Origin of the sequence: Brevibacillus borstelensis (assembly GCF_003710865.1) — a bacterium.
Lineage (GTDB): Bacteria > Bacillota > Bacilli > Brevibacillales > Brevibacillaceae > Brevibacillus > Brevibacillus borstelensis.
Map to the genome: position 1 here is coordinate 14,070 of NZ_RHHO01000056.1, position 25,504 is coordinate 39,573.

The window sequence follows — 25,504 nt, forward strand, 5'->3', positions numbered from 1 at the left end:
AACTCCCTTTACTTGTGCACTCCTATTCTCATTTGATAAAATATCAATTTAGGGAAGACGCATATGTAAAAGTGTCTTTTTATGGAAGTGGAAGTAGGAATCGCCCCTGAAGGCCTATAATGGTTTTTCGGCGGGAGGGTACATGAAATAGAAAGCAGATTGCCACTGGGAAGCCTCCGTTCGAGGACCCTGATGTGGCTGCGCAAGGGAAGTTATTCGAAGCAGTTTTGCCACTAGGAAGCCCCCTGACGGGGACTGCAGATGTGGCTGCGCAAGGGAAGCATAATCGAAGCAGTTTTGCCACTAGGAAGGGGTGTCCTTATGCTGGGACTCGTAAAAAAGATTTTTGGCGACAGCAACGAGCGTGAAGTCAAAAAGATGTTTAAGCGCGTAGAAAAGATCAACGCGTTGGAACCGACTGTACAAGCACTGTCCGATGAGCAGTTGCGGGCGAAGACGGAGGAATTTAAAAATCGGCTCGCGAAGGGCGAGACACTGGACGACATTCTAAACGAAGCGTTTGCGGTCGTCCGTGAAGCATCCAAGCGAGTTCTGGGCATGCGTCACTTTGACGTGCAGCTGATCGGCGGTATGGTCCTCCAGGAAGGACGTATTGCCGAGATGAAGACAGGGGAAGGGAAAACCCTCGTCGCGACGCTGGCGACCTACCTGAATGCGCTGCAGGGCAAGGGCGTACACGTCGTAACCGTCAACGAATACTTGGCTGAACGCGACTCTACCATCATGGGTCAGCTCTACAATTTCCTCGGACTTACAGTCGGTCTGAACAAAAACGGTCTGACTGCGGAAGAAAAGCGTGAAGCTTATAACTGCGATATTACGTACGGTACCAACAACGAGTTTGGCTTTGACTATTTGCGCGACAACATGGTGCTGTACAAAGAACAGATGGTTCAGCGCCCGCTTTACTTTGCGATTATTGACGAGGTGGACAGCATTCTGATCGACGAAGCGCGTACGCCGTTGATCATTTCCGGTGCTGCCAACCGCACTACAGAACTTTACTACATCTGTTCGCATTTTGTGAAGCGTCTGGAGGCGGAAACAGACTATACGGTGGACGAAAAATTAAAAATCGTTTCATTGACCGATGAAGGCGTGGCCAAGGTCGAGCAGGCATTCAACATTGAAAACCTGTACGATACCGCGCACATGACTCTCAACCATCACATCACCGCCGCCCTGAAAGCGCAAGTGCTCTTTAAGCGCGACGTGGACTACGTGGTGCAGGATGGCGAGGTTGTCATCGTCGATGAATTTACCGGCCGTCTGATGGTAGGACGCCGCTACAGCGAAGGTCTGCACCAGGCGATTGAAGCCAAGGAAGGGCTCCGTGTTCAGAGCGAGAGCATGACGCTGGCGACGATTACTTTGCAAAACTACTTCCGCATGTACCAAAAGCTCTCCGGTATGACCGGTACAGCCAAAACAGAGGAAGAAGAGTTTAAAAAGATTTACGGCTTGGATGTAGTCGTGATCCCGACCAACAAACCCGTTATCCGTCAAGATTTGCCGGACCTGGTTTTCAAAACCGAAGCGGCCAAGTACCGTGCGGTCGTGGCCGATATCGTCGAGCGTCATAAAAAAGGCCAGCCGATCCTGGTCGGTACGATTTCCATCGAAAACTCCGAGATGCTCTCGCAGCTGCTCAAGCAAAAGGGCGTACCGCATAACGTGTTGAACGCGAAGCAGCATGCGCGCGAAGCGGAGATTATCGCTCGTGCGGGTCAGTACGGCGCTGTCACCATCGCGACGAACATGGCCGGCCGCGGTACGGACATTCAGCTGGGCGAAGGCGTAGCCGAGCTGGGCGGTCTGCACATTATCGGTACCGAGCGCCATGAGAGCCGCCGGATTGACAACCAGCTCCGCGGACGTGCAGGACGTCAGGGCGACCCGGGTTCTTCCCAGTTCTTCCTCTCCATGCAGGATGAGCTGATGAGACGCTTCGGAGCGGACAACATCATGAACATGATGGACCGCCTCGGAATGGAAGAGGACATGCCGATCGAAAGCAGACTCGTTACGCGTGCTGTCGAATCCGCGCAAAAACGGGTGGAGGGCTCCAACTTTGACGCCCGTAAAGTGGTTCTCCAGTACGACGATGTCATGAACCAGCAGCGCGCAGTAATTTACAAGCAGCGCCGCGATATTTTGGAGCAATCGGATTTGAGCGAAGTTGTCCTGCCGATGATCTACAGCGTCATCGACCGTACTGTGGAAAACTTCTGTCCGAAGGAAGAGGTACCGGAAGAATGGAACCTCGAAGGCTTGGCCGAAGCAGCCAACAACGGCTTCCTGCACGATGAGATCATGACTGCGGACAAACTGAAGGGCAAAGAAGCCGAGGAAATCGTCGAGCTTCTGAAAGAAGAGGTCCTGAAGCAGTTCAAGCAGCGCGAAGTGGAAATCGGCGAGATGATGCGCGAGTTTGAAAAGGTCGTTGTACTCCGCGCTGTCGACAGCAAGTGGATGGATCACATCGACGCGATGGAACAGCTTCGACAAGGTATCCACCTGCGCGCTTACGGACAAAACGATCCGCTGCGCGAGTACCAATTCGAAGGCTACGAAATGTTCCAGTCGATGGTCGCTGCCGTCGAAGAGGAAGTGGCCATGTACATCATGAAAGCAGAGGTCAGCCAAAACCTGGAGCGTCAGGAAGTGATCCGCGGTCAGGCTGCAGATCAGTCTCAACTGAAAACGTCCGGTCCATCCGAGCGTCCTGACAGCGAGACCTCCGGTGACGCCGATCCGAAAAACCGCGCTCAGCGCCGCGCCGAGGAACAGGAGCGCCGCCGTCAGATGAAACGGAATCAATAAAAACGATAGATTCACTGTCATTTTTGCTAGAAAACAACGAAACCCACTCTTTTCCGAAGCCGGAGAGAGTGGGTTTTTTTCGTTATTCTTCCTGACCGTCAGACAGGCTTCGTCCCTTTCCCGCTTTCTTCGTTGGAAAAATGATCGCTGTTTGTCTGACACTGCAGGATTGTATCGAACGATTTTGATAGAAAAAATAGGGAAAATCTTTACAATCGGTAGTACAACAAATTTTCGATGGAGGATGATAGCGATGAATAGAGCAGTGAGAATGGTACTAAGCACAACACTGGTATTGGGCTTGGCAGCTTCCGCCCTCTCTGTGGTACAGACCCCGGCTTCGGGGAAAAGCAAGGAAAGGGCCTATCTCATCGCTTATAAAAACGACATCCCGAGTGATTTGGAAGAGAGAATCGAAGAATCGGGAGGATCAGTGGAGACTGTCATCGATGAAGTCGGCATCGTATCCGCCACCTCTGATGATCCGGACTTTTTAGAGAAGATCAGGGAAGACAAGGAAGTGCTGGCAGCGGAGGAGGAGCTGGAAATCTTCCTCGACGAGGAGGAGCCGGAAGCGGCGGACGGACAGCCGATTACGGATATACCTCAGCCAGACTGGGATGATCCCGATCAGAATTATTACGATTTGCAATGGGATATCAAGCGAATCACCAATAACTTCAAATCCCATGAGATCAGCAAAGGAAACTCAAGAACGGTTGTCGGGATTATCGATACCGGATTGGACTTCGACCATCCGGACCTGCGGGACAATGCGGATGAAGAGGGCAGCAAGACATTTGTGCCGGGGACGAAGGACGCATGGGACCAAAACGGACATGGCACGCATGTTGCCGGTTCCATCGCAGCCAATGGCAAGATGCTCGGGGTGGGCCCCAACCTGACTGTGCGAGCCTACCGGGTGTTCGGGGCAACAGGCGGCGCCCAGCAGTCCTGGATTACGGACGCATTGGTGGAGGCAGCCAATGATGGGGTGGACGTTGTCAATATGAGCCTCGGCGGCTGGAGGTGGATGGCTCACAACTACGGTGAAAAAGGAGACTCCGCCTCGATGGTGGCTTACCACAGGGCTGTCCAGTACGCGGTGAAAAAAGGTGTCACAGTCGTCGTCGCTGCCGGCAACGACTCAAGAAACCTGGGAAGTCTGCACGATATGCAGGAATATTGGAAGGAAACCTACGGCCTCGATATCAAAGGGCCATCCCGGGTAGTACCGGCACAAATCCCAGGGGTGATCACCGTATCGTCGTCCAATGAATGGTCCGAAGACGAAATCGCCTTTTACTCCAACTACGGCAACCCGATCGATATAGCTGCACCGGGCGGAGACAATGGACCGGAATACGACAGACTGTACCGCCAAGACCCGAAAGGAGACTATCTGGATAAACGCGACTTCCGCTATCGCGCCTTCTCCACCTATCCGACGTACTTGCCGCCTTACTTTACCTCTAATCTGAAGGGGTACGCATTTATGCACGGCACGTCGATGGCAGCGCCCAAGGTGGCCGGAATTGCAGCCGTGATCAAATCGGAACATCCGGATATGAAGCCGTCCCAGGTGGCAGCGTTGATCAAGAAAACAGCGGAGGACTTCGGGAAGCGAGGACAAGACAAGTACTTCGGGGCTGGGGAAGCAAATATTTACAACGCGCTGACGGAGTAAACAATGGTTTACATCAGCTTGAAAAACTAGATGCTGAACGGGGGAATGAAGCATGAGAACGACAGGAAACGTAATGGGTGTTCAGGCGCAATTCATCCTCGAGAGAATCGACGAGACGTGGAAGATACTAAAGCGGAGAATGCAGGACGCTCAAGGGGGGTACCTGTTTACAGACAAAGCGCATGCGGCTGCAACAGCAGCAGAGGATGCTTCGGCTGAGGGGGGCGGGGAAGCAGATGCTCACAATCAGGTGCTGGTCGGTGTCCAAAGCCCGGTCTTTGACGATCACAGGCTGACAACCGAGCTTCCCGAGCCCAACTGGGGCATTGAGCTGCCTTTGCAAGCTGCATTCATCACGGACACGGGAAGAGGCAGCCAGATGGGGAACGGATTATTCTCCCGCAGCACAAACAGCGTGAGAACAAGGCAAAAGAAGAAGCGTGCAGGGTTGTCGATCCTCCATTTGCTAGGCAGGATGGCTCGACCGGAAAAAGCGTCTGCAAGCCCGAACGAGCCGCAAGAGACAAGATCCGCTCCGGCACCGCCAAATCTGCCGGGAAGCCAAGGCTTCCGTTATTTGGGTCCCAATTCGTGATCACCGGTCATGTTGCGAATCCGCCGAATTACGGTACAATGATACATAGCATAATGAAGAGTAGGTGATTCGCACATGGCATTAATTGATATTGCGGACATCAAGCAAGAGATGTCGAGCATGGCTAAACGTTTAGCGGATATTAGGGGGTCTCTTTGACCTCCCAGTCAAGCAAGAGAGGATCGGTGAGCTGGAGGAGCGCATGCTGGCTCCGGACTTCTGGGACGACAACGACGCTGCCCAAAAGACGATCAGCGAGCTGAACGCCTTGAAGGGTCTGGTCGAGACCATGGGCAAGCTGGATGCCCAATACGAGGATTTGCAGGTCATGCTGGAACTGATCATCGAAGAAGGCGACGATTCGATGATTCAGGATGTGTACGACAGCACCCAGGCGCTGAAAAAGGAATTTGAAAGCTTCGAGCTGGAGCTGCTGCTCAGCGACCAGTACGATAAAAACAACGCCATTCTCGAGCTTCATCCGGGTGCAGGCGGTACGGAATCCCAGGACTGGGCGTCCATGCTGCTGCGCATGTACACACGCTGGGGGGAATCCAAGGGCTTCAAGGTGGAGACGCTGGATTACCTGCCAGGGGATGAAGCGGGGGTTAAAAGCGTTACGCTCTTGATCAAGGGGCATAATGCATACGGCTACCTCAAATCGGAAAAAGGCGTCCATCGTCTGGTCCGAATCTCCCCGTTCGATTCGTCGGGGCGCCGTCACACCTCCTTTGTTTCCTGCAATGTCCTGCCTGAGATCGAGGATGACACAGAGGTGAACATCCGTACGGAAGATTTGAAGATCGACACCTACCGCTCCAGCGGTGCGGGAGGTCAGCACATCAACACGACCGACTCCGCTGTCCGGATCACGCACCTTCCGACCGGCATTGTCGTGACCTGCCAGACGGAGCGCTCCCAGATCAAAAACCGCGAGCGGGCGATGAAAATGCTGGCAGCCCGTCTGTTTGAAAAGAAGCGGGAAGAGCAGGAGAAAACACTGCAGGCGATTCAGGGGGAGCAAAAGGATATCGCCTGGGGCAGCCAGATTCGCTCCTACGTGTTTCACCCATACAGCCTGGTCAAGGATCACCGCACCAATGTGGAGGTTGGAAACGTGCAGGCTGTCATGGACGGGGACATCGATTCGTTTATCGATGCATATCTCCGTTCGCAAATCAACCGTCCGGAACAGGCATGACTCTTTTCGGACAGCAAGAAGCGGGGGAGGCTTCCATGAAGGGAAAGCCGTTGATTCTCGGTCATCGCGGGGCATCACATGATGCCCCGGAAAACACCTGTGCTGCCTTTTCCATGGCCATGGAGCAACAAGCAGACAAGGTAGAACTAGACGTCCAACTGACAACAGACGGGCGTCTTTGTGTTATTCACGATCACACTCTGGAGCGGACCACCAGCGGCTTTGGCCCCGTTGGCGAAAAGACAATGGCCGAGCTTTCCGCACTGTCGGCAGGAGCCTGGTTCAGTCCCGAGTTCTCGGAACAAAAGGTTCCGGAGCTGGCAGACGTGTTGGCGCTTCTGCCCGAGGGAGCCACTGTGAATGTAGAGATAAAAAACGGTCCTGCATGGTACGAAGGAATCGGCACCGCAGTGGCCGAACAATTATGCATGTGGAAAAACAAGCTCTCGTTGATCGTATCCTCCTTTGACCATCAGGTTCTGGAAGAGGTGCATCGGCGGGAGCCTGCCTTGTATCTGGGGCTGCTGTACGAAGCGAGGCTGTACGACCCGGTTGCCTACGTGCGGTCGCTGCCGTACCCGGTATATTCGCTGCATCTCTGGCATGGTCTGATTACGGCGGAAATCGCCCGGCAGGCACACGCGGCTGGCCTTCGCGTTTTTGCCTACACCGTCGACGAGCCGGAGGATGTGGCCAGGCTGACGGCGTTCGGCATCGATGCGATCATGACCAACAAGCCTCGCGAGGTGCGGCAAATGAGCGGGCATCGGGTTTCACCTCGGATCTAATGCGCTTCTGCATGGAAAGAGACAAGCAAAAGGAAGAAGGAGAAAAAAATGCTCTACGTCGCTATGCTGTCCATCATCGATCAGGATTTGAACGCAAAAGTGCGTCCGGCCCACTTGGACTACATCAACGATTTGTACAAGCAGGGAAAAGTAGTGATGGCCGGCCCATTTACGGACAAGCAGGGAGGTCTGGTCATCTATAAAGCGGATACGCAGGAAGAAGCGCTTCGATTGGCTCAGGCTGATCCGGTGGTGAAGGAAGGAGCTCGAACGCTGGAATTGCGCGAATGGAGTCCTTTAAATTTTCCTCTGGGATAAGTTGACCAAATGGAGAATGAATAGAGCGCAGCAGAGGCATACTTAGCGAAGAAATATTCTTCAATAAGGAGGGAACAGCCATGAAGCGCTTCCCAATATCTGTCCTTACTGTTGCGCTTGTTCTATTTTTGAGTGCTTGTGGCGGAGGAGGCAACCAAGCCCAGCCGCCTGCCAATCAGCCAGCCGGAGAGACGACCCCAACCGCTCCTACTGGCGGGTACGATGCGGCGACGGCTGAAACGCTGTTTAAAAACAATTGCGCCAGCTGCCATGGACAGGATTTGTCCGGCTCAGTCGGTCCGAATTTGACCCAGGTTGGCGGCAAGTACACCAAGGAGCAGATTCTGGAGATCCTGAAAAACGGAAAAGGCGGCATGCCCGGCGGCCTAGTCAAGGATCAAGACGCCGAGACGGTGGCTGCTTGGCTCGCCGACAAGAAATAGCTGTCATATCAATCAGAACGTGCGCTTCACTCGGCACACGTTGTAGCGCTGCATGGCGGTAGTCGAACATATGCATCGCTCGGGACCTGCAAAAACATGCATGGAACAAAGCGTCCGATAAATTGTCGGGCGCTTTTTCTATGGCAAGGGTTGTTTTTTGGATGAATGTTTATTATTATTTTTGTATAAAAATACAGATGGGGAGAGGGACTATGATCCGGGTCGGAATTGTCGGGGCAACTGGTTACAGCGGTGTCGAGCTGATACGTCTTTTGGCCGGCCATCCTCACGTGCAGGTGGCCAATTTATATTCCAGTACGTCAGAAGGAGAGTCGCTGGCAAGCGTGTTTCCTCACGTGCAGGCACTGGAGCTTCCCGTCCTGGCGAAAATAGATGCCGGGCAAATGGGAGCGGACAACGACGTCATTTTTCTCGCTACGCCTGCAGGGGTCAGTGCTGAGCTCTCGCCAGAGCTGGTCAAGAACGGCGCAAAAGTGATTGACCTGTCCGGTGATTTCCGTTTGAAGGACGGTGCTGCCTACACGCAATGGTACAAGCGGCAGCCGGCGGCGGACGAATGGCTGCAGAAAGCAGTTTACGGCTTGTCCGAATGGAAAAAGGAAGAGATTGCAGGAGCAGAGCTGATCGCCAATCCGGGCTGCTATCCGACTGCTGCACTGCTGGGAATGATTCCGCTGGCAAAATCGGGCTGGGTCAACCCGAAAAGCTGGATCATCGACGCCAAATCAGGTGTTTCCGGGGCAGGACGGGGTGTTTCGCTCGGGGTTCACTACAGTGAAATCAATGAAAGCATCCATGCATACAAGGTCTCGTCCCACCAGCATACGCCCGAGATTGAGCAGGAGTTGACGGGGCAGGCAGAGCTGGAGCAGCTCATCCAGTTCACACCCCATCTCGTGCCGATGACGCGGGGAATCCTGGTGACGGCCTATGGACAACTGGAGAAGGCAGCCGCTCTTTCCGAGCTTCAGGAGCTTTACCAGTCCTCCTATGCGGGAAAGCCGTTTGTCCGCCTTCGTCAGCCGGGCAGTCATCCGCGCACCAAAGAGGTGTATGGTTCCAACTATTGCGACATCGCGCTGCATGTAGATGATAGAACCGGCCGGGTCATTGTGCTTTCCGTAATCGATAACGTCGTCAAAGGAGCGGCAGGTCAGGCGGTGCAAAACATGAACATCATGCTTGGGCTGCCGGAGACAGCCGGTTTGCCGCTCGTACCGCTTTTCCCGTAGAGGAGGTATAAAATGCAGGGCATTGTCGTCATAAAATGCGGGGGCAGCACGATGGAGCAGCTACCCGGGAGCTTTTTTCAAACAATTGCACGGCTTCAGAAAATGGGGAAGCAGCTCGTGATCGTCCATGGAGGGGGACCCGCCATCAACAGCATGCTGGAGCGGCTGGCGATATCTTCCGTATTCGTGGACGGCCTCCGCGTGACCTGCGAGGATACACTGGAGGTTGTGGAAATGGTGCTCTGCGGCCAGATCAACAAATGGCTGGTCAGACGCCTGACAGAACACGGAGCGAGAGCGTGGGGCGTGAGCGGGATGGATGGAAGCATGCTCACGGCGGTACGGACGGAAAAGCCGCTGGGCTGGGTAGGCGAAGTGAAGGCGGTAGATGCCGCGATCCCGCGGACCATTCTCGGTCAGGGGTACGTGCCGGTGATAGCTCCGCTTGCCGCAGGAATTGACGGGGCAGAGAGGTACAATGTAAACGCCGATGTGTCGGCAGGAGCGATTGCCGCTGCATTGAGAGCCGAAAGCCTGATCATGGTGACGGACGTTCCGGGCATTTTAAAGCCGGAGGCGGATGGCACCAAAGCGCTTGTTTCCAAAACGGATGAGGCTGAAATCGGACGCATGATCAGCGAGGGAATGATCACAGGCGGAATGATCCCCAAGGTGCAGGCTGCGCTCGATGCGCTTTCCGCCGGGGTAGCGCAGGTCGTCATATGCCGCGGCACAGCGGAAGATTTGCTTAAGGTTTGTCAGGGTGAACCGGCCGGCACGGCAATCGTGGCTGCCGCAGCCGAAAAAAATCAAGCAGCACGTTGAGGAGGAGAAACCATGAGTACGACGACTGCTCCACTCCATTTGATGAATAACTATGCAAGATGGCCGATACACCTCGTAAAAGGGAAGGGAAACCGGGTCTGGGACGAGGCGGGCAAGGAATATTTGGACTTCATCTCGGGGATTGCCGTTACGTCCTTGGGACATGTGCCGACAAAAGTAGCCGGCAAGCTGCATGAACAGCTGGATATGCTCTGGCATTGCTCCAATCTGTTCCACGTTCCCGGCCAGGAGAAGCTGGCGGCAAAGCTGAGCGAGCTGTCGGGTCTTTCACGGACACTATTTTGCAACAGCGGCGCCGAGGCGAACGAAGGCCTGATCAAGCTGGCACGCCGCTATGCACAGAAGGTGAAAGGGACAGACCGCTACGAAATCATTACGTTTGGCCAGTCGTTTCACGGGAGGACGCTGGCGACCCTGACCGCCACAGGCCAGGAGAAGGTAAAAGACGGCTTCCTGCCGCTTCCCGAGGGATTCGTAACTATTCCCTACAATGATCTGGCGGCGGTGCATGAAGCCGTAAATGAAAAGACATGCGCCATCATGCTTGAGCTGGTGCAAGGGGAAGGCGGCGTGCATCCTGCATATGAGAAATTTGTCAAAGGGCTCCGCCAGATTTGCGACGAACACGGCCTGCTGCTTTTGATCGATGAGGTGCAGACCGGCATCGGACGGACCGGCACCTGGTTTGCTTTTCAGCAATACGGCATTTTGCCCGATGCGATTTCGCTTGCAAAGGGACTTGGCAGCGGATTCCCGATCGGCGCCGTTCTGGCTACCGAGGAAGCGGCTCAGGCATTTGCCCCCGGCACCCACGGGACGACCTTCGGCGGCAATCCGCTCGCTATGGCTGCAGGTTTGGCCACGCTGGAAACCATCGAGGAAGACGCAATGCTGGAGCGGGTGAACGAGCTGCATCAGCTGCTGGTAAGCAGCTTGCAGCAAATCAAGGCAGCCTTTCCGGACAAAGTGGTCGAAATCAGAGGCAAGGGCCTGCTTTTGGGGATGGAGCTTTCGATCCCGGCAGCTCCTGTACTGGATTACGCGCGGGAAAAAGGGCTGCTGCTGTTGCTCGCGGGACCTCAGGTCATACGGATGCTGCCGTCGTTTATTACAACGGAAAATGAAGTGGCACAGGCAGCAGCGGTGCTAAAGGAAGCGATCGCCCAAGCGTAGCTTTCAAATAGAGGGGACGGTGGGCAAGACGTGTACGCGTGCCAGTGAAGAGAAGCTTTATGGCCACGCAAAAGACAGCAGGAAAATAGTTGCAACGAGTAGGAAAAGATAAAAAACTCGTTGCATTTTTATAATCATAAATGTATATTAATACAGTAAGTTGCATAAATTTTCGCAAGTGAGTGCCCTTTGGAGAGGAGTGGCTTTCATAGATGGATAAAGAGAAACAGGGATTGGGACCAGGTTATTTGACGCTGGAGACAGGTGAAGTATTCGCCGGAACGCTGTATGGAGCGCCGCTGGAAGGAATCGGGGAAGTGGTTTTTCATACAGGAATGACAGGGTATCAGGAAGTGATGAGCGACCCGTCCTTCGCCGGTCAGATCGTCACGTTTACGTATCCGCTGATCGGCAATTACGGAGTCAACGACAACGATTACGAGGCAGCCAAGCCCGCTTTGGCCGGGATGGTCGTCAGTGAGCTGTGCATGGAGCCCAGCCACTATCAATCGGTTCGCACACTGGCGGAAACGGCAGAGGATTTCGGCTTTCCGATCCTGGCGGGTATCGATACGCGGACGATTACGAAGCGAGTGCGCCAGGACGGGCCGCTGTGGGGAGCCATTTCCGATCAACCCCTGGCAGCGGAAGAAGTAGCCGCACTCAAGACCAAACACATCAAAAAGTCGCTGGTCGCAGAAGTATCCTGCCAAGAGATAAAACGCTACCCGGGCTCGCAGGAGCATGTGGTGCTGGTCGATTTGGGGATGAAGCAATCGATTCTGGACGCGCTGCTGGAGCTTGGCTGCCGGGTGACGGCGGTGCCGTTCGACACGCCGTACGCCCAGATTCAAGCGCTGCAGCCGGACGGACTGCTCTTTTCCAATGGACCCGGCGATCCGGAAGATCTGCATGCCTATTGCAGTGAATGGAGAAAAGCGGCTGAGCAGTATCCGACGCTCGGTATCTGCCTTGGTCATCAGGTTCTCGCGCTGGCGTTCGGAGGAAAGACGGAGAAACTGAAATACGGCCACCGCGGAGGAAACCATCCGGTCAAGGAGCTTGCGACCGGCAAAGTATACATGACCTCGCAAAATCACGGCTATGTCGTAAAGGAAGAGTCGCTGGACAAACGGCTGCTCACGGTTACCTACCGCAATGTAAACGACGGATCGGTAGAGGGCATTCGCCATCAATTGCTGCCGGTCATGAGCGTCCAGTTCCATCCGGAAGCCCATCCGGGGCCAAGCGACACCTCACATATTTTTCAACAATTCTTGCAGTCGATGCGTGTAGTGGGAGCGAAGAGATATGCCTAAATTGCCGCACATTCAAAAAGTGTTAGTCATCGGGTCGGGACCGATCGTGATCGGTCAGGCGGCGGAGTTTGATTATGCCGGAGCACAGGCCTGCCTTTCCCTGAAGGAAGCGGGGGTCAAGGTCGTGCTTGTGAACAACAACCCGGCCACGATCATGACAGATGAACAAGTTGCCGACAAAGTCTATTTGGAGCCGCTGACGGTAGAGTCCGTGACAGCAATTATCGCCAAGGAGCGTCCGGACGGCCTTTTGCCAACGCTGGGCGGTCAGACGGGATTGAACCTAGCCGTGTCCCTGGCGGAAGCGGGCGTATTGGAAAAGTACGATGTAGAGCTGCTGGGAACTCCTTTGGAAGCGATCCAAAATGGTGAAGACCGCGAGCTGTTCAAGAAGCTGATGCAAAAAATCGGCGAGCCTGTGCCGGAGAGCGCCACTGTCGAATCTGTCGAGGCTGCGGTCGCCTTTGCCGACTCCATCGGCTATCCCGTTATCGTCCGTCCTGCCTATACGCTGGGTGGAGCGGGCGGCGGCATCGCGGACAGCGAGCAATCCCTCCGGACAGTAGCGGCAAACGGAATCGCCGCAAGCCCGATCGGTCAGGTGCTGATCGAACGCAGCGTCAAAGGCTGGAAAGAAATCGAATACGAAGTGATGCGGGATGCGAGCGATACGTGCATCATCGTCTGCAACATGGAAAATCTGGACCCGGTGGGTATCCACACGGGAGACAGCATCGTTGTCGCGCCTTCCCAGACGCTGACCGACAGGCAGTACCAGATGCTCCGCAGTGTATCCACCAAGGTGATCCGCTCGCTGGGCGTGGTAGGCGGCTGCAATATCCAGTTCGCCCTCGACCCGAACTCGGACAGCTACTACCTGATCGAGGTCAACCCGAGAGTGAGCCGCTCCAGTGCGCTCGCATCCAAAGCGACCGGCTATCCGATCGCCCGGATCGCGGCCAAACTGGCGCTTGGCTACAATCTCGACGAAGTGTTGAATCCGATTACCGGCTATACGTATGCCAGCTTTGAGCCGACGCTGGACTATATTGTAGTGAAAATCCCGCGCTGGCCGTTTGACAAATTTCCGCTGGCGGACCGGCAGCTGGGGACCCAGATGAAAGCGACCGGTGAAGTGATGTCGATCGCCCGCAATCTGGAAGCGGGACTGCTCAAGGCTGTGCGCTCCCTGGAGCAGGGCTGCACGCATCTGAGCCGTCCCGATCTGGCAGCGTGTGATCGGGAGACATTGGTCCAGCTCGTTCAGGAAGCGACCGATGTGCGGCTGTTTGCACTAGCCGAAGCGATCCGAAAAGGCTTTACGGAAAGCGAGCTGCATGGATTGACAGGGATTGATCCGTTTTTCCTGCGAAGCCTCGCAAAGATCGTGTCGTTGGAAAAAGAGCTGGCTGCATGCGAAACGCTGACCCCCGAACTGCTGACGGAAGCGAAGCGACGCGGATTTGCCGACGAGACGATCGCCGGGCTGATCGGCTGCACGGCAGCGGAAGTAAAGCAGCTCAGAGTGCAGTACAACATCAAGCCGACGTATAAAATCGTCGATACCTGCGCCGCAGAGTTCGATGCGCAAACGCCGTACTACTATTCTGATTGGCAGGGTGCCGATGAGGTCGAGGAGCTGACCGGCAAAAAAGTGCTGGTGCTCGGCTCAGGGCCGATCCGGATCGGACAGGGGATTGAATTTGACTACTGCTCGGTACACGCCGCAAAAGCACTGCAGGCAAAGGGGATCGCGGCCATCGTCGTCAACAACAACCCGGAGACGGTGAGCACCGATTACGAGACAGCGAACCATCTCTACTTCGAGCCGCTTCACGCGGAAGACGTGCTGCACGTAGCGGAGCGGGAGCAGGTGGACGGAGTCATGGTGCAGTTCGGCGGACAAACGGCGATCAATCTGGCCGCCAAGCTGGAAGCAGCAGGTTTGACTGTGATGGGAACGAAGCTCGAAGCGATTGAGCGGGCAGAGGATCGCGAGCTCTTTTACGCCATGCTCAGAGGGCTGGATATTCCGCATATCCCGGGGCAGGGTGTATCCACGCTGGAGGAAGCGGCTGCAGCAGCGTCTACCGTAGGGTACCCGGTCCTGCTGCGTCCTTCCTACGTCATCGGCGGGCAGGGCATGGTCGTGGCACATGACATCGATGAGCTGTCCGCCACGATTGAGGGATGGTTGAGCCAGCCAAACAGCCAGGACTTTTTCCCGCTTCTCGTCGACAAATACGTACCGGGCATGGAAGCGGAAGTAGATGCCGTCTGTGACGGCCAATCGGTATTGATCCCGGGCGTCTACCAGCACGTGGAGAAGGCCGGGATTCACTCAGGCGACAGCGTTGCCCTTTTCCCGGCACCGTACCTGACTGACGAAGTCAAAGCCACGATCGCACGCTACACCGAAGCCATTGCCCGCGAGATGGGAGCGGTAGGCCTGATCAACATTCAATTTGTCATCAGCGGCGATACGGTATACGTGCTGGAGGTAAACCCTCGCGCTTCCCGTACCGTGCCGATTACGAGCAAGGTGACGGGCGTTCCGATGGTCGAGCTGGCCGTCCGCGCCCAGTTGGGAGAGAAGCTGGCGGAGATGGGGTACAAAGCAGGTCTTTTGCCTGACATTCCGTTTGCCGTAGTGAAAGCGCCTGTTTTCTCGACCGTAAAGCTGACCGGTGTGGACCCTGCGCTCGGCCCGGAAATGAAGTCGACGGGAGAGGTGCTCGGTCTGGGCCATAGTTTCGCTGAAGCGGCAGGAAAGGCGTTTGCTTATAAAGACAGCATTTTTTCAAGCTGGCAAGCAGGACAGATTTGCCTGGTATCTTTGGCGGACGGAGACAAAACGGCAGAGGTGCTGCCTGCGCTGAAGCGATTGCAGGAGCAAGGCGGCGTATTGGCAGGAACGCCAGGAACGGCCGCATGGCTCAAGGAAAACGGCTTGAGCGTCGCTCACGTGATCGGGGATGAGCAGGAGCTTGTGGAGCTGGTTCAGACCGAGGGTGTGGCCTTTGCCCTGATTACGGCGACCAAAGGAAACAGTCGCGGGCGCAGCGGTTTTGCCCTCCGCAGCCGGGCCGTCCAACAAGGATTACCGTTGTTTACTTCCAGTGAGACATTCGCTTTGTATGTGCAAGCCATTTCGGAGAAAAGAGGTGACGGGCATGCAGCCTGTGAAGATATTGGATCGCTTTCCAAACGCACAGTGGGCCAAATTTAAGGGGAAAGACCTTTTGCGGGTCGATGAATTCAGTGGAGAAGAGCTGATGCAGCTTTTGGAGCTGGCGGCTCACATCAAAAAGCTGCAGAAGAACGGTCAGCCGTACCAGCCCCTGCAAGGGAAAACGCTGGGAATGATTTTTGACAAGTCATCCACCCGCACCCGCGTTTCCTTTGAAGTCGGCATGTACCAGCTCGGCGGCATGGCGATGTTTTTGAGCGGCAAAGAACTGCAGCTCGGACGGGGGGAGCCGATCAGCGATACGGCGAAAGTCATGTCGCGCTATGTTGACGCGATCATGATTCGGACGTTTTCCCATGCCGGTGTGGAGGAATTGGCGGAGCACGCCTCGATCCCGATCATCAACGGACTCACGGATGACTTCCACCCGTGTCAGGCATTGGCCGACATGCTCACGATCTGGGAGCACAAGGGCAAGCTGAAGGGGATCAAGCTGGCCTACGTAGGAGACGGAAACAACGTGGCCAATTCGCTCGTGCTGGCGGCTGTGCTGCTGGGTATGGACGTTCGCGTCGCCACGCCGCCGGGATATGAAATGAATGCGGCCATCGTCGAGCAGGCAAAAGGATATGCGCAGGCAAACGGTGGAAAGCTGCTCGTGACCCACGATCCCGTCGAGGCAGTCAAAGACGCTGATGCCGTGTACACCGATGTCTGGACCAGCATGGGCTTCGAGGCGGAAAACGAGCAGCGGCTGCAAGCGTTCGCTGCTTATCAGGTGAACGAAAAGCTGGTCAGCCACGCCAGCCCGGAATACCTCTTTCTGCACTGCCTGCCTGCTCACAGAGGGGAAGAAGTATCTGCCGGCGTGATCGACGGTGCAAACTCCGTCGTCTTTGATCAGGCGGAAAACAGGCTGCATGCGCAGAAAGCAGTGTTGGCTGCTGTTGTGTGAATATAGTTCTAGGTACAAATTCCTATTTATAATTGAAGCTTATAGACTATGAATCTATTATTGCCGAATTTTGTCACTTATGTGTAAAATATAGGCATGAAAGCGCGAAGAAGTACAGACTGTATCTGGTCGCTTGGTCTGTATGGAGCCAGTAGCGAATCCGCCTTTTCCCTCGGGAAAAGGGAAGCTGTACAGGCTGTATTTGGTCGCTTGGCCTGTACGTTAGAGCTAAGTAGCGAAACTAGCTTTCTCCACTATTTATTTAAGGAGGGGAATGGCATGAAAAAATGGTTTGGAGCACTTCTGTTGGTAGCAGGTATCGTTGCTGCAACTTCTGCTAACTGGTACGTTGGCTAAAGGTAGGAAAACTAGAGAAACACCGCTTGTTCAAAGTGGTGTTTTTCATTGCTTTTTCGGAGGTAACGAAACATGCTGCTTGACGTGATAGCCTTCTCGTTTTTAATCGCTTTCCTCAGGGGCGGACGGGTGAAGAGCATTCCTACCTTTAACGGATTGGCCTTTCTGGTGATTTGTATTTTGCTCCAGATTACATCAGGCTTTTTCCCGTCGATTGGTGGAATATTTGTATCCGTTGCCTATCTGGCACTGCTGCTCTTTTTTTACTTCAACAGGGAGCATGAAGACATCAGGATTTTTATGATCGGGTGGTTTTTGAACGCGCTGGTCATCTGGCTGAATGGAGGGCGCATGCCTGTCGATATCGAGCAGGCAAAACAGCTTCCTTACCCGATAGAGCCTTTGTTGAATGGCACGGATTTCAAGCACTCGCTTTTGACGGATCAAACGGTGTTCCCTTTCCTTGCAGATATTATGCATATGCCGTTCCCTATTCCGAGGCTGATCAGTATTGGCGACCTGTTTATTATGTTGGGGACGTTCCTTCTTGTTCAGCGCATTACAAACAAGCCTATCTCTTTAATACGATTGCGCGAAGGTAAAAATTATGCAGAAAAATATTGACCTCACCCGTTTTTTCAAACATCTGTTTATTCAGTTTTTTCTCCCTCTTGCAGCGATCGCCGTATTTGTTTCGGTGCTGCCGGATTGGGAGCCACGCAATCACTGGAGCGTCTTGTTCATCTTTACGCTTTTGACCATCGTAGGGGCTTTTGCCCCTATTAGCACATTTAACGCGAGACTGACTGTCAATAATGCATTGTTTTTTTCGGGAATTCTCTTGTATGGCACATGGGTTGCGGTCTGGGCCGCAGTCGTTGAATTATTGATTGTGACCGTACTGAGCCGTTCTTCCTTGAAGAAGGCCATGTTTAACTGCGGGCAAATCCTGCTGACTCTCTGGCTGGTAGGATTTTTACATCATGCCGCCGACTCGGCCGGTATCCCGTGGATGTTTTCGGACCTGTTGCTGATTCTTGTTTATTGGTTTGTCAACACGTCACTGGTGGCTTCGGGAATCTCCTATTTCTTTCATGTAAAGTGGCTGGACACCTTTGCGAGCATGGTCAAAGGTGGGTCAAACACGTACATTATGCTCATGATTATCGGCGGTATTGGAGCCAGGCTGGTAGCACAATACGGATGGCTTTCGCTCATTCCGTTGCTGGCTGCGTTTATCTCCTTGAATATTGTATTCCGCCAATATTTTCGCAACATTAACAAGCTCCAACAAAAAATGGACGAAATCCAAACCTTTAACCACAGCTTTCTGACGACAATGGCAGCTTCGATCGATGCCCGTGACCACTACACGAGCGGCCATTCGCAGCGTGTGGCCCACTGGGGACGGGAAATTGCGCGTGCTATCGGGATGCCACCGGATAAAGTGGATGAAGTCTATTTTGGCGGCATCTTGCATGACATCGGAAAAATCGGTATCGAGGATCACATTCTCAATAAAAAAGGAAAATTAACACCGGAAGAGTACGACAAGATCAAGCAGCATACGGTGATTGGATATGAAATTATCTTGCAGGCAGGGATGTTTCACGAACTGCTGCCCGCCATTCGCTCCCACCACGAACGGATCGACGGGAAGGGCTACCCGGATGGCTTGAAGGGGGACGAGATCCCGCTGATGGCCCGTATTTTGGCCATCTCCGACGCATTTGACGCCATGGTTGCGGATCGTCCCTACCGGAAAGGACTCCCGGTCGAAGACGCACTTCAGGAGATCAGGAAAGGGGCAGGGACACAGTTTGATGCAGAACTGGCCTACCAATTCATTCGCGTGGTCAGTCAGTTGTCCCGGGAAGAGCTTGAAAAAATAATCCAGCAAGATAACCAAACGCAGTTACAGGAGGTGCTTCAGTAAGAACACCTCGCTGTAACTGTTTTTATTTTCCCGCGTTGCCATCCGGTAACGGTCAGCCGGCAAGCTCGTTCCAGATTCGTTTGATCGTCCACACGCCTTCCTGGCAAGAAATCCGGTAGACGTCCGGGTTGGTCAGGGCTTCCCAGTCGGCAAAGCCGTATGTATCGTCGAGCTGCTTCAGGAGGAGGGCCATCAGACAGCCATGGGTGACCAGTACGGTATGAGAGAAGGGAGCGGAAAGCGCATCACGGAGCAAGGATAACCCGCGATTCATGGCTTCCTGGCTGCTTTCACCGCCTTCGTAGCACAGCGTCAGATCAGAAAACGTGTCTCGCAGGCGCTCGTACCAGTCAGGCATCGAATATGCGGAAAGGACTCTCTCTTCGAGCCGGCTGTCAGTCTCGATCTCCAGTCCGAAATGCCGGGCAAGCGGCTCCGCAGTAGCTTGTGCACGCAAATAAGGACTTGCGATGATCCGTTCAACCGGTATGTCCGTAAAAAAGGCAGCCAGCGCGGCAGCTTGCTGGCAGCCCAAAGGCGTGAGTGCCGCGTCAGGGTCCTGGCCCTCTGCTTTACAGTGTCTGACGAGGTAAAAATGTTTCATAGAGAAACCTCCCGTTGCGAGTGAAGTGGACAAAAGCGCAAAGCCGAGTGTAAAAAAGCTTGGACAAGAACATGTGTTTTCTAGATAATAGTGGGAATGGAAAATTCTTTTCCCCGAATCCAAACAGGAGTGTGAAAGTTGATGATTCCTACCTACCAGGACGCCGACATTATTTTGAAGCTGTACCAGCAGTACGAATCGGAGCGAATGCAAGAAGCGAAAAAGTGGTTCTCCCATACGATCGCAAATAAAGAATGGAGCTACGATACGTTCATCGGGCGCTATCCCCGCGGGAGCGAGGAATTTGCCCGTTTTGTCACGCTGTATGGCTTTTTCGAGATGATCGGTGTTCTCCACAAAAATGGTCTCGTCCACCCCGATCTGCTGTTTGACATGTGGTATATCAACGGTTTTTATGTGCCGATGTACCCGATCATCGCAGGGTGGAGAGCGGAGGGCGATATTCACATAGCTGAAAATTTCGAGCGCCTGGCCGCAGCCGAGCTGGCATGGATCAGAGAGCACAAGGGAGAGGAATACGTCCCGCAGGTTCCATACAAAATTCATGCATAACGATGTTGAAACAATTAACCGGAATAGTCTGGACCAGTTGGCGGAACCTCCTCCAGGGTGTATTTGACCTCGGAAAAGTTGCGGATCGCCAGTTCTTCTCTGGTCCGCTTTCCGGTTTTTTTGTCGATCACGAGCCTCCAGATTTCATTGCGTCTGTAATTTTTTCCACCCCGGCGCATAAACTTGTGATTCCGCTCTTCGAGATGATAGGAGAGCGGCCACTCGCGATCTGTGTAAATCGCTCCCTTGAGATGCTTATCTGTCAGATTGACGCGCAATTGAAAGGTTTGCTTTGTCGGGTTGTAGAGGCGAAGATCGACATAGTTGTAAAAAACGCTGGCACCGCTGCCAAAAGGCAGGACGCGCTGATCGTCCGGAAAAGGATCAAACTGATGGTGGTGCCGTTCCGCAATCTCGAGCGGCGTGTGAAGCGCCATCCAGAAGAGCAGGTTGGCAAGCTGGCACAGGCCGCCGCCAACACCTGTTCGCACCTCTCCTTGTGACAAAAGCAGTCCTTCCACGTAGCCTTTTTCCTTTGTCGTCTTGCCTACCCGGTTCCAGAAGGAGAAGGTTTCCCCGGGCCTGATCAGCAGTCCGTCAATGGACGGAATCGCAATCCGCAAATTGATGATTTTGTTTTCCTGCAGATGTGGATCGGAGCTTCCCAGCTTTCTCCGAAGCAAGGACTGATGCTTTTTGCACGTGAATGAAAAAGAGGGGGCTTGCTGCTGGCGGGCAAAGCGAACCCCGGAAACGCGGTCAGACAGCATTCGGCCAATTCTCTTTTGGCTGACCCGCAGGTGATAGAACAAGGGATGAAGGCGAGACAGTGTCAGGGAAGTCACATCCTTTACTCAAGAGATAGTCAAAGCGAGAAGGCAGGAGAGCAGGTAAATCCATTGCCAGCTTCAAACAGGCACCGCTTAGCGGGGCGCGGCGGGAGAGGCATGCGTTCAAACATCGGAAGCCGGTCAATTCAGAATCGTCTGATATGATCATACACGAGTGATTCACATTTTAAAAATGAACAGATAAAAACGGGCTGTACCTGGTCTTGCCCCTTGGTACAACCCGTTTTTCAGCCTTTCGCACTACCGCGGCATTCGGCTAAGTCTATTGTTTCATGCCTGTGGCACTTTTCAGCAGGTTTACTGTTTTATGCCTGCGGCACTTTTTGGCAAGACCTACTGTTTCATGCCTGTATAGATGTGGATCGCGTCTCTCAAAAATTCGGCCATGCCTGGCTGATTCTGATCGTAGTACGCTTTGAACCGCTCGTCATCTACATACATTTGAGCAAGCCCTGCATGTGCCTCTTTGCTGTACTCGCTCCAGGAGTGCATCAGCCACTGCTTATGCAAATCCGCCGCTTTTTGGGCGAGAGCGCTTCCCGGATCGCCGGTTTTGAACGCCTCAGCCAATGTGGTGGCAACTTCACTCTCCAGGCGCTTTACTTCCGCAAGCTGCTCCTGTGTCATGTTCTTCAGCTTTTGATTGGATTTGTCTACAACGTCGTCTCCGTACTTTTTGCGAATTTCTTCTCCGTACGTTTTCTCGTTATCGTCAATCAGCTTTTGTTTAAGCCCTTCGAACTTCTCTTGATCGGTCATGGTCATTCTCCCTTCCATAGAAGCGATTGTCTTTTCAACATTTTTGATCAGCAGATCGAGCTGCTTTCTTCTGTCGAGGAGCTGCTCACGATGTTCTTTTAGCGCCTGGGCCCGGCTGAAGGACGGGGAGGTCACGATCTCCTTGATCACGTCCAGCGTAATCCCCAATTCTCTGTAAAACAGAATTTGCTGCAACCGATCGACCTCCGCCTGACCGTAAATCCGGTACCCTGACGAGTTGATTCTCGCCGGCTTAAGAATCCCGATCTCGTCATAATACCGCAGCGTTCTCGTACTGACTCCCGCCAATTGGCCCAGCTTCTGCACCGTATATTCCATGTGCTCACCTCCTGACACCATCACTGTACACCTTTACGTATGCGTCAAAGTCAACGGGATTTGTAAAAAAAATTTCCGGAAAAGCTTGTCTGCTTCTCAAAAACGTCAGGGCGACCTCCGCTTGCCTTGATATGGCTAGGGAGAGAAGCGAAAGGACCAGGCTCTGACGAACACGGAGTATCTTCTCGGATCGGCAAACCCCAACGGCCTGTATGCATTTTCATGAAAGGAAAAAGCATATCTATGCAATTGGCGGATCATGTGCCTGTTATGAACGGAGTAGGCTAAGGCGGGGTACACTTCTTTGCCTCTTCTTTATATTCATTATTTCCAACAGGTTGGCATGCGTCTGCTTTATCTATAGTCCTCTCATTTGGTGAAGACCTCGCCTGACCGTGGCAGCAGCTTTGACCGTTTGGATTCGCGGATGATAGACTCCGCTTCACCGAAGGAATCAAAGCTGTGCAGGTCCAGGCAGCCCGTGCTCGATCGCTTGAAGGCTTCGGGGAAACCTCTGCCTAGGATCGAGGCTGCTGCTCTAGTTGTAACATGAAAAAAAGAAGGAGGAAACAAAAAAGGCGTTGTATTTTTATAAGTTAGTATGTATAATTACTCATAAATAATTTTTCTACACGGGGAGAGAAAGAACGATGGCAAAAGATAAAATTGTTTTGGCCTATTCAGGCGGTTTAGATACATCTGTAGCGATCAAATGGCTGCAAGACACATACAATTACGACGTCATTGCGGTAGCGCTGGACGTAGGAGAAGGAAAGGACCTTGATTTTGTCCAGAAAAAAGCGCTGCAGGTCGGTGCACTGAAGTCGATCGTCGTCGACGCGAAAGAAGCTTTTGCCCAGGAATACGTGCTTCCGGCGCTGCAGGCAAACGCCATGTACGAAGGCAAATATCCGCTCGTGTCCGCTTTGTCCCGCTACCTGATCTCTCGCGTTCTGGTAGAGATTGCTGAAAAAGAAGGCGCTGTCGCTGTCGCGCACGGCTGCACAGGCAAAGGAAACGACCAGGTTCGCTTTGACGTTTCCTTTACGGCTCTGAATCCGAATCTCAAAATCGTAGCGCCTGTCCGCGAGTGGGGCTGGACGCGTGACGAAGAGATTGAATATGCGAAAAAGAACAACATCCCGATCCCGATCGATCTGGACAATCCATACAGCATCGACCAAAACCTGTGGGGCAGAAGCTGCGAGTGCGGCGTTCTGGAAGATCCTTGGGCCGCACCGCCGGAGGGCGCGTACGATCTGACCAAATCCATCGCCGATGCGCCTGATCAGCCGGAGGAAATCGAGATCACCTTTGTCAAAGGAGTGCCGACTGCGCTGAACGGCGAAGAGCTGCCACTCTCCGAGCTGATTCTGAAGCTGAACAAAATCGCCGGAAACCACGGCGTCGGCCGCATCGACCATGTGGAAAACCGTCTGGTCGGCATCAAGTCCCGGGAAGTGTATGAGACTCCTGCCGCGACGACATTGATCCTGGCGCACCGTGAGCTGGAGTTCCTGACCCAGCCGAGGGAGGTGGCCCAGTTCAAGCCAATCGTCGAGCAAAAAGTGGCGCAGGTCATCTACGAAGGACTTTGGTATTCGCCGATCCGCAATGCCCTGCAAGCCTTCATCGAAGAAACGCAAAAATACGTTACCGGCGTGGTGCGCGTGAAGCTGCACAAGGGGCATGCCATCGTCGTTGGCCGCAAATCGGATTCGACCCTCTACAGTCACGAGCTGGCTACGTATGCGGCGGGTGACCAATTCGACCACAAAGCGGCGATCGGCTTTATCAAGCTGTGGGGCCTGCCGACCAAAGTGTACGCGCAAGTAAATGAGGGCGTGCTGCATGAAAATATGAAAACGCCGATCAAGATTTTGGACGAAAAGGATGCGATTGTGCAATGAAACTGTGGGGAGGACGCTTCACGAAGCCGACGAATCAGCTTGTAGAAGAATATACAGCTTCCATCTCTTTCGACCAGCAGATGTGGCGGCAAGATATCGTCGGCAGCCTGGCTCACGTGGCGATGCTGGGCAAGTGCGGCATCCTGCCGATGGATGAGGTCAGGCAGATTATTGCCGGCCTGAAGAAGGTAAAGGAAAAAATCGAACGGGGCCAGGTGCAATTTCTCGTGGCCCACGAAGATGTGCATATGAACATAGAAAAGATGCTGATCGAAGAGATCGGTCCGGTCGGCGGCAAGCTGCACACGGGACGGAGCCGCAATGATCAGGTAGCTCTCGATATGCACTTGTATTTGCGGGAAAAGCTGATGGAGATCATCCAGCTTTCCATGTATCTGCAAGAGGCGCTGTTGGAGCAGGCGAGCAGCCACCTGGATACGGTGATGCCGGGCTACACACATCTGCAGCGGGCCCAGCCGGTCCTCTTCGGCTACCATATGATGGCGTATGTGTCCATGCTGCAGCGCGACATCGAGCGGATGCGCGACTGCTGGAAACGGGTAAACGTGCTGCCGCTCGGGGCGGGTGCGCTGGCTGGCACCACATTCCCGATCGACCGCGCTTTCGTCGCCGAGCTGCTGCAGTTTGACGGCATTTACCTGAACAGCATGGACGCCGTGAGCGATCGCGACTTCATCGTGGAGTTCCTGGCAAGCGCCTCCCTTTTGATGGCGCATCTCTCCCGCTTGTGTGAGGAGCTGGTGATCTGGAGCAGCCAGGAATTTTCCTTTGTGGAGCTGGACGATGCATTCTGCACCGGCTCCAGCATCATGCCGCAGAAAAAGAACCCGGATGTGGCGGAGCTGGTCCGCGGAAAGACGGGGCGGGTGTACGGCAACCTGTTTGGTCTTTTGACCGTGCTGAAAGGACTGCCGCTCGCGTACAACAAAGACATGCAGGAAGACAAGGAAGGCATGTTCGATACGGTTGCGACTTTGCATGGTGCGCTGGCTCTGCTCACGCCGATGATCCAGACGATGCAGGTCAAGACGGACCGGATGCGCCAGGCCGTGACGCAGGACTTTTCCAACGCCACGGACCTCGCCGACTATTTGGTTCGCAAGGAAATGCCGTTCCGCCAGGCGCATGAAGTGGTGGGACGCGCCGTGCTCTACTGCATCGAGCAGCAGAAATACTTGTTGGACCTGTCGCTCGACGAGTTTCGGATGTTCTCCGCTGACATTGACAGCGACGTGTATGAAGCACTGGCAGTGGAGACTGTCGTCAATGCCCGCAATGTTCTCGGGGGAACAGCGCGTGGCCAGGTGGAAGCGCAAATCTCCGCATACCGCGAGCTGCTCAAAGACACACACGCCTGGGTCGACAAAAACAGCCAAAAGGTTATGATCGAATCATTGATTGATGTAGGGTCGCCGGCGTAAGTCCGGATGAACAACCTCCAAGTCCGCTATTACAGTGGCACTTGGAGGTTTTTTGTCGTTTCCGTCAAGGCTTCCAACAGTTTTTCCGGATTGTCCGAGCTGACTACGGCCTGCTCTTGCA

At 53.9% G+C, this 25,504-nt stretch carries 21 protein-coding genes; 18 read left to right on the forward strand and 3 right to left on the reverse strand.

Going from position 1 to position 25,504, the window contains the following annotated elements; genetic code table 11:
• Positions 1–321: 321 nt before the first annotated feature.
• The 15 genes from secA2 (at position 322) to EDM54_RS23495 (ending at position 18,905) form a co-directional block, all read left to right on the forward strand.
• Complete coding sequence (gene secA2 / locus EDM54_RS23425) at positions 322–2,844, forward strand: accessory Sec system translocase SecA2 (RefSeq protein WP_003388295.1); 2,523 nt, start codon at positions 322–324, stop codon at positions 2,842–2,844.
• Positions 2,845–3,097: 253 nt separating this feature from the next.
• The gene (locus EDM54_RS23430; RefSeq protein ID WP_003388293.1) at positions 3,098–4,531 is read left to right on the forward strand and encodes a S8 family serine peptidase; all 1,434 of its coding nucleotides are present in this window, start codon (positions 3,098–3,100) and stop codon (positions 4,529–4,531) included.
• A gap of 52 nt (positions 4,532–4,583) precedes the next feature.
• Positions 4,584–5,126: a hypothetical protein gene (locus EDM54_RS23435; RefSeq protein WP_003388292.1), complete on the forward strand. Its 543-nt coding sequence runs from the start codon at positions 4,584–4,586 to the stop codon at positions 5,124–5,126.
• Positions 5,127–5,201: 75 nt separating this feature from the next.
• Positions 5,202–6,327 (forward strand): peptide chain release factor 2 gene (prfB, locus tag EDM54_RS23440; protein ID WP_122958876.1). Its coding sequence is split into 2 segments (ribosomal slippage): positions 5,202–5,282 and positions 5,284–6,327, totalling 1,125 coding nucleotides; the frame shifts between segments, so codons are not numbered across the junction.
• 35 nt (positions 6,328–6,362) lie between these two features.
• A complete protein-coding gene (locus EDM54_RS23445; RefSeq protein ID WP_122958877.1) occupies positions 6,363–7,115 on the forward strand; it encodes a glycerophosphodiester phosphodiesterase in 753 nt (250 codons plus the stop codon).
• A 48-nt stretch (positions 7,116–7,163) separates the two neighbouring features.
• Positions 7,164–7,433 carry a YciI family protein gene (locus EDM54_RS23450; RefSeq protein ID WP_024984017.1) on the forward strand — a complete coding sequence of 90 codons (270 nt, stop codon included), beginning with the start codon at positions 7,164–7,166 and terminating at the stop codon, positions 7,431–7,433.
• 80 nt (positions 7,434–7,513) lie between these two features.
• Positions 7,514–7,876: a cytochrome c551 gene (gene cccB / locus EDM54_RS23455; RefSeq protein ID WP_003388288.1), complete on the forward strand. Its 363-nt coding sequence runs from the start codon at positions 7,514–7,516 to the stop codon at positions 7,874–7,876.
• A 212-nt stretch (positions 7,877–8,088) separates the two neighbouring features.
• A complete protein-coding gene (gene argC, locus EDM54_RS23460) occupies positions 8,089–9,129 on the forward strand; it encodes an N-acetyl-gamma-glutamyl-phosphate reductase (protein WP_122958878.1) in 1,041 nt (346 codons plus the stop codon).
• A 12-nt stretch (positions 9,130–9,141) separates the two neighbouring features.
• Entirely contained in the window at positions 9,142–9,954 is an 813-nt protein-coding gene (argB, locus tag EDM54_RS23465; protein WP_003388286.1) for an acetylglutamate kinase, read from the forward strand.
• Positions 9,955–9,966: 12 nt separating this feature from the next.
• The gene (locus EDM54_RS23470) at positions 9,967–11,148 is read left to right on the forward strand and encodes an aspartate aminotransferase family protein (RefSeq protein WP_003388285.1); all 1,182 of its coding nucleotides are present in this window, start codon (positions 9,967–9,969) and stop codon (positions 11,146–11,148) included.
• A gap of 212 nt (positions 11,149–11,360) precedes the next feature.
• On the forward strand, positions 11,361–12,467 hold the full coding sequence (locus EDM54_RS23475) for a carbamoyl phosphate synthase small subunit (protein ID WP_122958879.1): 1,107 nt from the start codon (positions 11,361–11,363) through the stop codon (positions 12,465–12,467).
• Positions 12,460–15,696, forward strand: a complete 3,237-nt coding sequence (carB, locus tag EDM54_RS23480; protein WP_122958880.1) for a carbamoyl-phosphate synthase (glutamine-hydrolyzing) large subunit — start codon at positions 12,460–12,462, stop codon at positions 15,694–15,696. The genes EDM54_RS23475 and carB overlap by 8 nt, the downstream gene beginning before the upstream one ends.
• Positions 15,641–16,612, forward strand: coding sequence for an ornithine carbamoyltransferase (argF, locus tag EDM54_RS23485; RefSeq protein ID WP_003388282.1), 972 nt, complete (start codon positions 15,641–15,643; stop codon positions 16,610–16,612). Before carB ends, argF begins: the two co-directional genes overlap by 56 nt.
• 429 nt (positions 16,613–17,041) lie before the next feature.
• The gene (locus tag EDM54_RS23490) at positions 17,042–17,593 is read left to right on the forward strand and encodes a DUF5317 domain-containing protein (RefSeq protein WP_003388280.1); all 552 of its coding nucleotides are present in this window, start codon (positions 17,042–17,044) and stop codon (positions 17,591–17,593) included.
• Positions 17,577–18,905: an HD-GYP domain-containing protein gene (locus tag EDM54_RS23495; RefSeq protein ID WP_003388278.1), complete on the forward strand. Its 1,329-nt coding sequence runs from the start codon at positions 17,577–17,579 to the stop codon at positions 18,903–18,905. Before EDM54_RS23490 ends, EDM54_RS23495 begins: the two co-directional genes overlap by 17 nt.
• 52 nt (positions 18,906–18,957) lie before the next feature.
• Here the strand turns inward: EDM54_RS23495 and EDM54_RS23500 are convergent, their stop codons facing one another.
• Positions 18,958–19,509, reverse strand: a complete 552-nt coding sequence (locus EDM54_RS23500) for a histidine phosphatase family protein (RefSeq protein ID WP_122958881.1) — start codon at positions 19,507–19,509, stop codon at positions 18,958–18,960.
• A 141-nt stretch (positions 19,510–19,650) separates the two neighbouring features.
• Here EDM54_RS23500 and EDM54_RS23505 point away from each other — a divergent pair, with 141 nt between their 5' ends.
• On the forward strand, positions 19,651–20,082 hold the full coding sequence (locus tag EDM54_RS23505; protein ID WP_003388275.1) for a DUF4760 domain-containing protein: 432 nt from the start codon (positions 19,651–19,653) through the stop codon (positions 20,080–20,082).
• Between the two features lie 14 nt (positions 20,083–20,096).
• Here the strand turns inward: EDM54_RS23505 and EDM54_RS23510 are convergent, their stop codons facing one another.
• The gene (locus EDM54_RS23510) at positions 20,097–20,852 is read right to left on the reverse strand and encodes a VanW family protein (RefSeq protein ID WP_122958883.1); all 756 of its coding nucleotides are present in this window, start codon (positions 20,850–20,852) and stop codon (positions 20,097–20,099) included.
• 414 nt (positions 20,853–21,266) lie between these two features.
• Positions 21,267–22,031 (reverse strand): MerR family transcriptional regulator, encoded by a 765-nt coding sequence (locus EDM54_RS23515; RefSeq protein ID WP_122958884.1) that lies wholly within the window; start codon positions 22,029–22,031, stop codon positions 21,267–21,269.
• 650 nt (positions 22,032–22,681) lie between these two features.
• On the opposite strand from EDM54_RS23515, the gene EDM54_RS23520 reads away from it, so the two are divergent.
• A complete protein-coding gene (locus EDM54_RS23520; protein ID WP_003388272.1) occupies positions 22,682–23,941 on the forward strand; it encodes an argininosuccinate synthase in 1,260 nt (419 codons plus the stop codon).
• On the forward strand, positions 23,938–25,383 hold the full coding sequence (gene argH / locus EDM54_RS23525) for an argininosuccinate lyase (RefSeq protein WP_003388271.1): 1,446 nt from the start codon (positions 23,938–23,940) through the stop codon (positions 25,381–25,383). The genes EDM54_RS23520 and argH overlap by 4 nt, the downstream gene beginning before the upstream one ends.
• Positions 25,384–25,504: the final 121 nt, after the last annotated feature.

Coding starts and splice junctions, on each gene's coding strand:
- EDM54_RS23520 (WP_003388272.1), top strand. CDS start 22,682: ATGGCAAAAGATAAAATTGTTTTGGCCTATTCAGGCGGTTTAGATACA.
- argH (WP_003388271.1), top strand. CDS start 23,938: ATGAAACTGTGGGGAGGACGCTTCACGAAGCCGACGAATCAGCTTGTA.
- EDM54_RS23500 (WP_122958881.1), bottom strand. CDS start 19,509: ATGAAACATTTTTACCTCGTCAGACACTGTAAAGCAGAGGGCCAGGAC.
- EDM54_RS23445 (WP_122958877.1), top strand. CDS start 6,363: ATGAAGGGAAAGCCGTTGATTCTCGGTCATCGCGGGGCATCACATGAT.
- EDM54_RS23430 (WP_003388293.1), top strand. CDS start 3,098: ATGAATAGAGCAGTGAGAATGGTACTAAGCACAACACTGGTATTGGGC.
- EDM54_RS23495 (WP_003388278.1), top strand. CDS start 17,577: ATGCAGAAAAATATTGACCTCACCCGTTTTTTCAAACATCTGTTTATT.
- EDM54_RS23505 (WP_003388275.1), top strand. CDS start 19,651: ATGATTCCTACCTACCAGGACGCCGACATTATTTTGAAGCTGTACCAG.
- argF (WP_003388282.1), top strand. CDS start 15,641: ATGCAGCCTGTGAAGATATTGGATCGCTTTCCAAACGCACAGTGGGCC.
- EDM54_RS23470 (WP_003388285.1), top strand. CDS start 9,967: ATGAGTACGACGACTGCTCCACTCCATTTGATGAATAACTATGCAAGA.
- EDM54_RS23510 (WP_122958883.1), bottom strand. CDS start 20,852: ATGCTGTCTGACCGCGTTTCCGGGGTTCGCTTTGCCCGCCAGCAGCAA.
- EDM54_RS23490 (WP_003388280.1), top strand. CDS start 17,042: ATGCTGCTTGACGTGATAGCCTTCTCGTTTTTAATCGCTTTCCTCAGG.
- argB (WP_003388286.1), top strand. CDS start 9,142: ATGCAGGGCATTGTCGTCATAAAATGCGGGGGCAGCACGATGGAGCAG.
- EDM54_RS23515 (WP_122958884.1), bottom strand. CDS start 22,031: ATGGAATATACGGTGCAGAAGCTGGGCCAATTGGCGGGAGTCAGTACG.
- carB (WP_122958880.1), top strand. CDS start 12,460: ATGCCTAAATTGCCGCACATTCAAAAAGTGTTAGTCATCGGGTCGGGA.
- EDM54_RS23435 (WP_003388292.1), top strand. CDS start 4,584: ATGAGAACGACAGGAAACGTAATGGGTGTTCAGGCGCAATTCATCCTC.
- EDM54_RS23450 (WP_024984017.1), top strand. CDS start 7,164: ATGCTCTACGTCGCTATGCTGTCCATCATCGATCAGGATTTGAACGCA.
- EDM54_RS23475 (WP_122958879.1), top strand. CDS start 11,361: ATGGATAAAGAGAAACAGGGATTGGGACCAGGTTATTTGACGCTGGAG.
- secA2 (WP_003388295.1), top strand. CDS start 322: ATGCTGGGACTCGTAAAAAAGATTTTTGGCGACAGCAACGAGCGTGAA.
- argC (WP_122958878.1), top strand. CDS start 8,089: ATGATCCGGGTCGGAATTGTCGGGGCAACTGGTTACAGCGGTGTCGAG.
- cccB (WP_003388288.1), top strand. CDS start 7,514: ATGAAGCGCTTCCCAATATCTGTCCTTACTGTTGCGCTTGTTCTATTT.